11 protein-coding genes and 1 tRNA gene are annotated in these 11,367 nt (G+C 61.4%); 5 read left to right on the top strand and 7 right to left on the bottom strand.

Annotated features, from left to right (window positions below):
- Positions 1-201 precede the first annotated feature (201 nt).
- Positions 202-1,068 (bottom strand): tetratricopeptide repeat protein, encoded by an 867-nt coding sequence (locus LDL37_RS13065; protein WP_290799105.1) that lies wholly within the window; start codon positions 1,066-1,068, stop codon positions 202-204.
- 329 nt (positions 1,069-1,397) lie between these two features.
- Between LDL37_RS13065 and LDL37_RS13060 the strand changes: the two genes are divergently transcribed.
- The gene (locus LDL37_RS13060; RefSeq protein ID WP_290799102.1) at positions 1,398-2,285 is read left to right on the top strand and encodes an SIMPL domain-containing protein; all 888 of its coding nucleotides are present in this window, start codon (positions 1,398-1,400) and stop codon (positions 2,283-2,285) included.
- The gene (locus tag LDL37_RS13055) at positions 2,285-3,136 is read left to right on the top strand and encodes an SIMPL domain-containing protein (protein WP_290799099.1); all 852 of its coding nucleotides are present in this window, start codon (positions 2,285-2,287) and stop codon (positions 3,134-3,136) included. The genes LDL37_RS13060 and LDL37_RS13055 overlap by 1 nt, the downstream gene beginning before the upstream one ends.
- A 58-nt stretch (positions 3,137-3,194) precedes the next feature.
- On the opposite strand, the gene LDL37_RS13050 is transcribed toward LDL37_RS13055, so the two are convergent.
- Positions 3,195-3,860, bottom strand: a complete 666-nt coding sequence (locus LDL37_RS13050) for a hypothetical protein (protein ID WP_290799096.1) — start codon at positions 3,858-3,860, stop codon at positions 3,195-3,197.
- Positions 3,861-4,078: 218 nt separating this feature from the next.
- Between LDL37_RS13050 and LDL37_RS13045 the strand changes: the two genes are divergently transcribed.
- Together LDL37_RS13045 and LDL37_RS13040 are read left to right on the top strand one after the other, a co-directional pair.
- Positions 4,079-5,257, top strand: a complete 1,179-nt coding sequence (locus LDL37_RS13045; protein WP_290799093.1) for a patatin-like phospholipase family protein — start codon at positions 4,079-4,081, stop codon at positions 5,255-5,257.
- 92 nt (positions 5,258-5,349) lie between these two features.
- Positions 5,350-5,766, top strand: coding sequence for an Rrf2 family transcriptional regulator (locus LDL37_RS13040; RefSeq protein WP_013479369.1), 417 nt, complete (start codon positions 5,350-5,352; stop codon positions 5,764-5,766).
- Here LDL37_RS13040 and LDL37_RS13035 read toward each other — a convergent pair whose 3' ends face one another.
- The 4 genes from LDL37_RS13035 to LDL37_RS13020 all read right to left on the bottom strand — a co-directional run bounded on the left by LDL37_RS13035 (position 5,767) and on the right by LDL37_RS13020 (position 9,685).
- Positions 5,767-6,216, bottom strand: coding sequence for an NUDIX hydrolase (locus LDL37_RS13035; RefSeq protein ID WP_290799089.1), 450 nt, complete (start codon positions 6,214-6,216; stop codon positions 5,767-5,769).
- A gap of 147 nt (positions 6,217-6,363) precedes the next feature.
- Positions 6,364-8,511 (bottom strand): ergothioneine biosynthesis protein EgtB, encoded by a 2,148-nt coding sequence (gene egtB, locus LDL37_RS13030; protein ID WP_290799086.1) that lies wholly within the window; start codon positions 8,509-8,511, stop codon positions 6,364-6,366.
- A 293-nt stretch (positions 8,512-8,804) separates the two neighbouring features.
- A tRNA-Val gene (locus LDL37_RS13025) sits at positions 8,805-8,879 on the bottom strand.
- A 449-nt stretch (positions 8,880-9,328) separates the two neighbouring features.
- Positions 9,329-9,685 (bottom strand): response regulator, encoded by a 357-nt coding sequence (locus LDL37_RS13020; protein ID WP_013479366.1) that lies wholly within the window; start codon positions 9,683-9,685, stop codon positions 9,329-9,331.
- Between the two features lie 110 nt (positions 9,686-9,795).
- Here LDL37_RS13020 and LDL37_RS13015 point away from each other — a divergent pair, with 110 nt between their 5' ends.
- A complete protein-coding gene (locus tag LDL37_RS13015) occupies positions 9,796-10,665 on the top strand; it encodes an N-formylglutamate amidohydrolase (protein ID WP_290799083.1) in 870 nt (289 codons plus the stop codon).
- Positions 10,666-11,021: 356 nt separating this feature from the next.
- Here the strand turns inward: LDL37_RS13015 and LDL37_RS13010 are convergent.
- A partial coding sequence (locus LDL37_RS13010; protein WP_290799080.1) for a DUF599 family protein occupies positions 11,022-11,367 on the bottom strand: 346 nt, incomplete at its 5' end.

Raw genomic sequence — 11,367 nt, 5'->3', positions numbered from 1 at the left:
CGACGGGTCATGAAAAAGGCCTCCAAATCAGTGGAAGCCTTGAATCACGCATAAGCCAGCTTGAAAACCCAATTTATGAGTTTACGGCCTAATACTCGTGGGCAATAAAAAAGACCCCTTAGGGCCTCAAAATCGGAATGAGTCGGTCTTACCTGATGCTGCGTCAGCATCAATAGAGCGGGCACAGTATGCCTTTGGAGTTCAATACACTCCGGACGTGCTGTGAGGTGGTCCATTGGGAGGCGGGTGCAGGCGGATATCCTGTCCGGGTTGCCATGCGGCGACCTCCCTCTGTATATGGCCAATCTGGTTGGCACTGAGTTGAGCTTCAAGAGACTGCCGTCGCTGGATGGCGGGCGTATAACCACGAGCTGAGGCTAGAAGATACCAAGCATAGGCTTTTTCATAGTTGGCTGTGCGACCGACGCCATTTTCATACACCTGCCCCAAATGGTATTGGCAGGCTGGGTCGCCACTCTTGGCGTTGGCTTCCAGCAGATCGGCCCCTAGGATTGGACTGTGCAATCGGCTGCGGCCTTGGATCAACGACTCGGCAGCGTACAGGCAGGACTCTCGACACCCTAGCCGTGCCGCGCGTGCCGCGTACTGCGTCGCCAGGCTAAGGTCTACCTGTCCCAACATGCCGTGATGGTAAATCCAACAAAGGGCCCGACAGGCATGCAAATCGTCACTTTCTGCTTGAGAGTACAACAGACGTGCAGCCTGCTTGAATAATTTGTTGGCGCGTAGCAAATCTACTGCCCCCCCTTGACCTGAGTGATACATCTGAGCCAGATAAAGCGTTGCGTGAGCGTGTTGCCGCTCAGCATAGGCTTTCAGACGCTGACGGGCCTGCTGATAGAGGTGCTCAGCTCTTTTTTGATCCCTTATGACGTAACGCCCCGTATCGTAGCAACGAGCCAAGATGAGAGTCGCAAACGGATCTTTGCGTTTGTATTCGTTCTCAAGAACCTCTTTGGTCGTGTAAGGTGTTGATAACGCAAGTTCCTGCCGGTCAAGTTCAAATCGGAGTAATGGTAGCCTATGCGGAAAATGGTCGTTTGACATAATATCCCCCTCCTCTGATACGCAGTGGAGATCAGGGCCGTTAAGGGCCCTGTGAATAACATGGGGGCGCATCCGGGATTCCGGAAGTCACATACTATGACAACGAATCACAGTGCCGTGTCTGATTGTCTCTTCTATGGGTTTGATTGTGCATTTTTTAATATTGGATACTCAAAGAAACAAAATTTTCTAAAAAAAATCAAATAAGTAAATTTATCGAAAGATTAGGAGTTTTTGCTAAATCTGCCGTTTCAAAAGACATATTCTGAATAAAATTTCGCGGTTACATAGATAAAGGGGCGCGGCTCCCGCATAATGGAGGTATTGGGATGACGGTTGTTTTTAAAACCTTGCTATTGTCCGCTCTGCTGGCCATGGCCGGTGGGGCGGTCGCTCAGACGACGACCAATAACTATCAGGCCTCGGATTACGACCGCGCGCCGTGGTGGATGAAGACCCCGGTCATCACCCAGACGGGCTATGTGCGTACCGAAATTGACGCCAACCGCGCTCATTTTTCGGCCTCCTTCCTCGCCGTGGGCAAGACGGCGGATGAGGCGCAACAAAAGGCCGTGGCGCAAACGCGGGCGCTGACCGATGCGCTGAAAAAGCTGGGCAAGGACGCGGTGCGCGTCAACACCTCTTTCTCCATGCGCGTCCTCTATGAGCAGTACCGCGACAAGGAAGGCAACCGCATCGAAAACCAGCGCGGCGACAAGATCGAAGCCTATCAGGTCAGCATGGGCCTGGATGTGAAGGTCTATGACCTGCGCACGCTGGAACGCGCCTATGCTCTGGTGCTGGCGGCCTCGCCCACCGCGTCCCAGCCGGTCTATTTCTCGCTGGAGCCCGATAACGCCACCAAGACCTGGCTTTATAATGAGGCGGTGAAGGATGCGGCGCGCCGGGCGCGTCAGGCTGCCGAAGCGGCTGGCGGCAAGCTGGGGGCGGTCAAGGTGATCGACCCGACGGGCCGCGCCTGTCAGACGGATATTCTGGCGCGCGGTGAACCGCGCGGCGGGCAGGATTTTGAGCCGACGACCGTGGCCTATGCGATGGCTCCGCCGCCACCGCCGCCCGCCCCCGTTATGGAGATGTCGGCCCGTGGCAGCGCGGTGGAGCAACTTGAAGCCAAGGCGGCGCAGAACGCCTTTATTCAGGCTCCGCCGCTGAATGAACTGACGGCGCAGGCCTGCGTTGTTTATGGGCTGAACTGATGCGCCGCCTGTGGATAGGCCTGTGCGCCCTGCCGCTGCTGGCGGCCGGGGCCGAGGCCGCGTCGCCTGTAAAGCCGGTTGAAACCTCTGATCGTTTTGACGCTGCACCGTGGTGGATGGAACGTGCGGTCCTGCCGCAGACGGGCTATGCGGAGACGGAGGTGGAGGCCAACCGCGCCACCTTCGCCGCGCGGTTCAAGGGCACGGGCAAGACGGCCAGCGAGGCTCAGGGTCAGGCGGTCGCGCAGGCCGAAACCCTGATCGCCGCCCTGCGTCAGCGCCCGGCGGAGGCGGTGCGCGTCACCACGGACTTTGCGGTGCAGGCCTTTTACGAGCAGTATCGCGACAAGGACGGGCGGCAAATCGCTAACGTGCGCGGCGATAAGATCCGCGGCTATGACGCCACCCTGACCCTGCGGGTTGAGGTACGCGATATGACCGTGCTGGAGCCGGTCTATGCGCTGGTGCTGGCGGCCGCCCCGACGCAGGTCGATCGCGTGGTCTTTTCGCTGAATCCCGACAATGCCCTGCGGGACCGGTTGCGCACGCAGGCCACACGCGATGCAGCGGTACGGGCGCAAGGCGCAGCCGAGACCACGGGCAGCACGCTGGGGGGTATTCGTCTGATCGACCCGTCGGGCCGCGCCTGCCGCGCGGATATTCTGGGGCGGAACCTGGAAACAGATGTCGATACAGAGATGAAGGCTGAACGAGTCGAGTATAAAAGCCCGCCGCAAGTCGTTCCCGGTCGCGATCAACTTGAAGCCCGCGCGGCCGAAAATGCCTTTATTCAGACGCCGCCGCTGTATCGGGTTCAGGTCCAGACCTGCGTTGTTTATGATCTGAAGTGAAAAAGGCGGTCCCGCAAAGGACCGCCTCTCTTATCGTTTCCGCCGTCACTCAGCCCGATCAGAATTTTACCGTCAGGCCGACTTGCAGAACGGGCCAGGTCTTGGCGTCCTTCACGTCGTTCTGAAGCTCCTGACGTTCCTTCTCCAGCGCCGCCTTGTAGGCCGGGTCATTGGCATAGGTGCCGTCCGACGTCAGGGTAACGCTGGGGTCATCGCCCAACACAGCCCCCGCCAGCACACGGAAGCCGAAGCGGCCATCCCTGGTGAAGGTATTGTCGAAGCCGAGGCCGAGGAACGGGGCACCATCACCCATATCGGCATTGGCGCGCAGCGTGCCGATCTGCGCCGGGGTGAAGGGCACGCCACCGATATTGGTGGTGCCGGTCGGACGCGCGTCGAGCTTAACATTGCGGTCACCGGTCACATAACCGCCGGACACAAAGAACGAATTGCGGAAGGGGTGGACGTCCACGGCGAAGGTAAACGGCTTGAAATCCAACTCGCCATTGTACTGGACGTCATCCGAATTGAAGTCATCGCTGTGCTTCAGCGAGTCGTAATCAGCGCGCAGGACAAAGGTGTCGTTCAGCTTGTAACGGGCACCGATGCCGACGCCGGTCGTGCCGCCGTGCACATCAACGGCGATAGGGCTGTTCTGGGCCGAGGCGGCGGTGGCGGTGAGGGCGCCAAGCGCCACGGCAGCGAGAAGGGCAGGAAGACGCATGAGACAGTATCCTTTGCGGGTCGTGAAATAGAAAATGCGGGGATCAGTACGCCACAGCTTAGCCACAAGGCTTAACAAAAACCTTAACTGGCCTTGTTTTCGCCCTTTCGAGTCGTTCCGCTCAAGCTTTGTGTGATCGTCCGTAAAAATGATGCGCGAGGCCGGATTCCGGTTCATAAAGCGCGTGTAAGTGCCTGACCGTTGGGGAGTTGCCTGTCATGGATCAAAGCCATCCCGATCTTGCCGCCGCCGACGCCGTGACCCACCCCGGCGCGGCCTATGATCAGACGGTGCTGGTGCTTCAGGGGGGCGGGGCGCTCGGCTCCTATCAGGGCGGGGCCTATGAGGTGCTGCACGCCGGCGGGGTCAGGCCCGACTGGGTGGCCGGGGTGTCAATCGGCGCCATCAATGCGGCGATTATCGCCGGGAATGCGCCGGAAGACCGCGTCGAAAAGCTGCGGTCCTTCTGGGTGCAGATCACGTCAGAAAGCCCAGCCGATACGCTGAGCGGCTATAATCCGTGGCTGAAAAGCGCCTTTCGGCAATGGAGCGGCTATATGAGCGCGCTCAACGGCGTGCCGGGCTTCTTCCGTCCCGCCGCCCTGACGCCGTTTTTCGCGCCGTGGTCCCTGCCGTCGGAAACGAGCTTCTACGATATTTCGCCGTTGCGCGAGACCCTGCTGCGTCATGTCGATTTCGACCGCATCAACGGTGGTGAGGTGCGCCTGAGCGTCGGGGCGGTCAATGTACGCACGGGCAATTCGGTCTATTTCGACAGCCATACAACGCCAATCACGCCGGAACACATCATGGCGTCCGGGGCCCTGCCGCCCGGCTTCCCGGCGGTGACGATTGACGGCGAAGCCTACTGGGACGGCGGTGTGGTGTCCAACACGCCCCTGACCTATGTGCTGCACGAAGCTCCGGCGGGGCTGGATGGTGACACCCTGGTCTTTCAGATGGACCTGTTTTCGTCGCGCGGTGAGGTGCCCAAAACGCTCGATGAGGTCTATGGCCGCGTCAAGGACATCACCTATTCCAGCCGCACGCGCCTCAATACCGATGCCTTTCTGGAGCGCTATCGCCTGCGTCAGGCCATCCGGCACATGTACGAACGGCTGTCGCCGGAGGTGCAGGCCGAGCCGTCCATCGCGGCCTGTTATGCGCGCGCCGCGCATTTCCGCGTCTCGCTGGTGCATCTGATCAATTCGGGCGGCGGCGATCATGGCCAATCCAAAGACTACGAATTTTCGCGCCTGACCATGAACGAGCACTGGGCGTCGGGCCGTCTGGATGCCGAACGCGCCATGCAGCGCCGCGTCTGGCGTGAACCGCCGCCGGAAAAGGACGGCATCCGCGTCTATGACTTTGCCGCCGAAGACCGCGCCCGCTCGTAATGAAAGCGAATATATAGGGCTTATGGCTTTCGTAACCCGGTTCGTGCTAATAGGCGGCGACGGAACATAAAAATACAGGTTGCCCCGCCGCCATGTTGTCTCAGCGTGCCAAATACGCCATCCGCGCCATGCAGGAAATGGCCCGTATCCCCCAGGGTCAGACGGTGCAGGCGGGTGAGCTGGCGGAACGCATCAAGGCGCCGCTGCATTTTCTCGAAGGCATATTGCTTGAGCTGCGCCGCGAAGGGTTCCTGATGTCGAAGCGCGGGCGTTCGGGCGGCTATATGCTGGCGCGACCGTCCGATATGATCAGCATGGCCGACCTGATCCGCCTGATCGACGGGCCGCTGGCGCTGACGCCGTGTGCCTCGCGCACCGCCTATGCGCGGTGTGAGGATTGCCCGACACCCGATGATTGTCAGTTGCGTCTGGTGCTGCTGGCGGCGCGCGATGCCATGGCGCGGGTGCTCGAAAGCTCAACCCTGGCCGAGCCGCTGCCGCGCGGCTGATTAAGCCCCTTTGGCAAAGGCCTTGGCAAAGCGCCGCACAATCTTGCGCAAGGCGTCGATTTCGATGGCGTGCAGCGCCTGTTCCGGCGTCAGCCACACCATGCTGCGCTGACCCATTTCCGGCCAAAGCGTCAGTTGCTGCGTCACCCGCATGGCGAACACCTCGACGGCGGGGATGAGCTGCGCCGTGGGCTGGCCCTGATCCTTCACATAGGCAAAGCGTCCGATAGGGTGCGGATCGACCTCACCCAGAATGCCTGCCTCTTCAAAGGCTTCGCGGGCGGCGGTTTCCGCTGGCGTCAGATCGGGAATGGGCTTGCCCTTGGGGATGATCCACTGTCCGCTGCCACGTGAGGTGATCAGCAGGAACTCGACCTCGCCTTTGCGCGTCTCGCGAAAGGGGAGGGCCCCAAACTGAGTTGCGGGCGAAGGCGAGGCGTGATCATCCAATCGGGGCGGTCCTGAAAAATGTCCGTGTACGGGGCAATTTCCTGTGTAGGCCGCGCGGCGTCAAAGCTCAATAGGCTTCGGACAGATTCAGGTGTTCCGACATCGGAGCGATGCCGGCTGCGTTATTCGCATCACAAGCTGAAGGGTTCAGGACAGGACGAAAACGCCAAAGGCCGGGGCCGGGCTGATCCACTGGTGCGCGACCGTCCAGCCTGCGTCACGACACAGGGCCGCGAAGCTGTCCGGCGTGAACTTATGGGCATTTTCCGTATGCAGACGTTCGCCCTCCGCAAACGTGAAACTCTGCCCGGCGACGGTCACGACCTGATCGCGGCGGCTGACCAGATGCATTTCAATGCGCGCGCGCTCAGCGTTCCACAGGGCCAGATGCGCGAAGGCGTCAAGGTCGAAATCCCCCTGTAATTCGCGATTCATGCGCACCAGCAGGTTTTTGTTGAAGGCCGCCGTCACGCCCGCCGCATCATCATAGGCGGCGTGCAGCGTCGCTTCCTCCTTGACCATGTCTGCCCCGACGATCAGTTGCGCCTCTTCACCCAGCAGGTGCCGGAAGGCGCGCAGCAGCTCGCGCGCTTCGTCCGGGCTGAAATTGCCGATGGTTGAGCCGGGGAAGAAGCCGACGCACGGCCTGTTTGCAAGGGCGGCGGGCCGTGACAGGGTCTGCGTGAAATCACCCACCAGCGGCACGACATTCAGATGCGGATAGGCGCTTTGCAGCCGCGCCATCGCGGCGTGCAGGGCGTCCGGGCTGATGTCGATGGGCACATAGGTGCGCAAGGCCGGGCAGGCATCGAGCAGAATCCGCGTCTTGTCGCTGGCCCCGCTGCCAAATTCGACCAGCACCGTATCGGCGGTCCAGCCCGCCACCAGCGCATCGGCAATGTCGTGCAGCAGGCGCGTTTCGGTGCGCGTCGGGTAATATTCCGGCGTGCGGCAGATGACCTCGAACAGGTCGGAGCCTGCCGCATCATAAAAATACTTGGGAGACAGGGATTTGGGCTGCGCCGACAGACCGGCGATCACATCGGCGGCGAAGCCCTCATCGCGGCTCTCCGCCGGGGCGTGATCGCGCGCCAGACGCAGACCCGCGCGCACCCAGCGCTTTTCCGGCGCGAAGAAGTTGCGATAGGTGGCCCGCGCATGACCGGCAGGCGTAAAGGCGCTGCCGCCGCGCAGGCTCATCTGCCCGCTCATGAACTTGCCATTATATTCGCCGACGGCACCCGCGCCCGGACGAAAGCCCGGATAGCCGAGATAGGCGCTGGCCGTCCATTGCCAGGCGACGTCATCTACCTGCTGCAGCCCGCCCTGATGCGCGGCGGCCTCCCATTCGGCCTCGGTCGGCAGGCGCGCCCCGGCCCAGCGGGCAAAGGCATCGGCCTCATAGAAGCTGATGTGGGTGACGGGGGCGTCGGGATCGGCGGGGTGCAGGCCGCGCAGGCTGAATTCCTGCCACTGCTCTCCGTCGGGCCGCCAGTAAAGGGGCGCGCGCCAGCCCTCGGCCTGCACGCGGGCCCAGCCGTCGGACAGCCACAACTCCGGCCGCGCATAGCCGCCGTCGTGCATAAAGGCCAGCCAGTCGCCATTGCGCACCAGCCGATCGGCGATCTGATAGGGCTCCAGCCAGACCTTATGGCGCGGCCGCTCATTGTCGAAGGCAAACCCGTCCTCTGTCGCGCCGATCTCGACCAGCCCCCCGGCGCAGGCGATGAACCGGGCCTCGCCCACCGGGGCGTCGGCGGCAAAGGCGGGATCGTAGGCCGGGGCCAGCGGCGACAGGCTGAACAGGTGCAAAATGTCCATCAGCAGCAGTTCCTGATGCTGCTCCTCGTGCGCCAGACCGAGCGCCAGCAGGGCCTCGCCTCCGGCATCGAGCCCGGCGGCGATCAGGTCGCGCATATGATGATCCACGTGCTGACGATAGGCCAGAATGTCGCTCAGGGCTGGGCGGGTGAGAATACCACGCTGGGCGCGCGGCTGACGCGCCCCCTTGGCTTCGTAATAGGAGTTGAACAAATAGCCGTACTGCGGATCGAACGGCGCATAGCCGGGGCGGGGACTGAGCAGAAAGGTCTCAAAAAACCAGGTGGTGTGCGCCAGATGCCACTTGGCCGGGCTGGCATCGGGCATGGACTGCACCACCATGTCCTCCGCCGACAGGGGCGCAGCGAGGCGCAAGGTCGCGGCCCGCACCTCTGAGTAACGCCGGAGGCAGGGGCTCTGCGAAGCGTCAGTACAAAGCGGGCGTCCCGTGGTCGGGTGGCTGTGGCCGTCCATCTCAATCTCCCCCGTTGCGCACGGTGCCGCTGACTATATCGGTGTCGAATGTAAGTTTTAAATTCGCGGCGTCAGATTGCGCCTGCGGCTGACCTGTTTGTGGCAGCAGGCTTTGGGCGCGACGCGCCAGGGCGAGTACGAAAGGACCGGGGAGAAGGTTACGGGTTATAAACGGTGTGCACCTGAAACACAGCGCTTGAGTGGCAGGAGTGCAGCCTGCGTGGCGTCAAAAGCCGAAGCCTTTGAGTGCAAACTCAAAAAACACTTTCGGGTTATCGAAGAAAACGAGAAAATGGTGGACCCGACAGGGATTGAACCTGTGACCCCTACGATGTCAACGTAGTGCTCTCCCGCTGAGCTACGAGTCCACTATTGTTCGGCAACGCTGTGCCGATGCGAGGAGCGGGTGTATAGCCGCCGAAAATGGCGGTGGCAAGGGCTTTTGCGATCAAAAATGTGGAAAGTGTGGGAAAGGTCGTGTGGGCTCTAAGAGGCCCCACCACCGCATCCGCATCGGCGGTCCGATCACCGCCTTTGGCGGTTCGTGCGGTCCCCCTCCCCAGCAAGCTGGGGAGGTATTACCAAGGTGGCTTGCCCTGGCTCATCAGGCGGCGATCCGGCGTTCGACTTCGGTGACGATTTCGCCCGCGCTCAGGGAGCGAAGCGTTAGCGCCACTTAAAAAATCTGCGCGGGCCGCCCGCGCTGACCCATCAGGCGGCGATCAGGCGTTCGACTTCGGTGACGATTTCGCCCGCGCTCAAGCAGCGAAGCGTTAGCGCCACTTAAAAATCTGCGCGGGCCGCCCACACTGGCCCCTCAGGCGGCGATCAGGCGTTCGACTTCGGTGACGATTTCGCGCAGATGCACCGGCTTTTCGAGGACCTTGGCTTCGGGGGAGGCCTTTTGCGCATTGAGCGCCACGGCGGCGAAGCCGGTGATGAACATGATCTTCAGGCCCGGCTGGCGCTGCGAGGCGACCTTGGCCACTTCGATGCCGTCGGCCCCAGGCATCACAATGTCGGTCAGCAGCAGGTCATACGGCCCCTGATCGAGGGCTTCGATAGCGCTGTCGCCATCGGGGCAGCTTACAACGTCATAGCCGGCGCGCTGAAGGGCGCGCGTCAAAAAGCTGCGCACGGAATTTTCGTCTTCCGCGAGGAGAATCTTGGTCATTAATCCCGGTCCTGTGGGAAAGGGGCCCCGTTTACTCAGAGAGTAGATGATTAGGGCGCAGGTGTAAATTAGGGGTGAAGAGAGCGCAGAATTGTCTTATCACGGGTTTAATGGCCGATCTTTCATCCCCAGTTGAAACCGTCCCTGCCGTGAATGTACGCCGTCCGGCGGTAAAGGGTTGCGGGCTGGTGTTCGGTTTGCCGCATTCGGGACCGTATCTGCCGCCGGACTTTGTGGCGGCGGCGCGCTATGACGCGCAACACCTGCGCATGACCGAAGACGCCTTTGTTGACGCGCTGGTCGGGTTTGAGACGCTGGAAGGGGTGTGGGCGGTGCGGGCCAATTACAGCCGCGCCTATGTCGATGTGAACCGCCACCCGCTTGAGCTGGACCCGCGCCTGATCCGCGGCGCCCTGCCGAAAGGCGCACTTAGCCAGTCGCTGCGCGTGCGGTCCGGTTACGGCGTCATTCCGCGCTGCCTGTCGGGCGCGCGGGAGATTCACGCGCAGCCGATCACCTATGACGAGGCGGCGCGGCGTCTGGCGCAGGTGCACGTTCCCTATCACCGTGCCCTGACCGAGGCGCTGGCCGAAGCGAAATCGGCGCACGGGCGGGTGACGCTGATCGATTGGCACTCCATGCCCTCGACGACGCTCAAACCGGGCACGGAGGCCCAGCCGTCGGCGAAACTGGCGGATATTGTGCTGGGGGATCTGCATGGTGAGGCGTGCGCGCCCGGCCTGACGGCCTTTGTGCGGCAGGTGTTCGAAGCGCACGGCTTCCGCGTGGCGCATAACCATCCCTTTGCCGGCGGCTATACGCTGGAACGCTACGCCCAGCCGCACAAGGGGGTGGAGGCGCTACAGATCGAGCTGAACCGCGGGCTCTACATGGATGAGGCAAACCTGACCCTCAGCCCCAAAGCCGGGCGCATGCAGGCGGCCATCGCAGCAGTGATCGACGGGCTGAAGCGAAGGTAATACCAAGGGTCATTGAAAATGACTCTTGATATTACCTTCGAGACTGTCTCATGTCGCTGATACATATGAGACAGTCTCGTTGCTTCAACGGCCGGATGCGGTCAGTCTCTTCGGCCGTTGGTATAAGGGACTTATTCGGGCAAAAAAAAGCCGCGCTACACGAGCGCGGCTTAAAGTCTACAGGGAGGAAACGCCCAGGAAGGGCATCGACGTAAAAACGTCGAACACTGACTTTATACGTTGCGATGCAAAAATCCACAAGCGGAAAACGCATTTGTATGATCACGTATCGTTACAACGGTTCCTAAGCGTAAGAATTAAAGTTAAGCAAACCTTTGCGTTATTTAGAAAACGATTCAGCCGGCTTTCGTTTCTATATTTGTTTTATCTTGCTGCGACGCAGCATTTTCGCTTTCAGCCTCGACCTTGCCGTCATAGATAGGGCGCGTGCGGGTAGGGTAGGGATGCTCCTCCAAAAGCTCACGCATCCGCCGCAGGCCGCGCGCCGCCTGTGAGCGCGACTGCCGCCAGGCCAGAAGCGCGGTGGCCCCGATGCTGGCCAGCGCCAGAGGGATCGGACCGAACAGCCACGCGGCGGCCGCTAACGAGAAGTAATAGCCGCGCACACCCTGCGAAAAGTTCGACATGGCCGGCTCGAAAATGTCCGACACGGCCTCGGTGAAGGCCTGCGCGCTCTGCGGG

This window comes from Asticcacaulis sp. (assembly GCF_020217185.1).
Taxonomy (GTDB): Bacteria; Pseudomonadota; Alphaproteobacteria; order Caulobacterales; family Caulobacteraceae; genus Asticcacaulis.
Note: the sequence above shows the minus strand (reverse complement) of the source record. Positions and strands in the feature narration are given on the sequence as shown.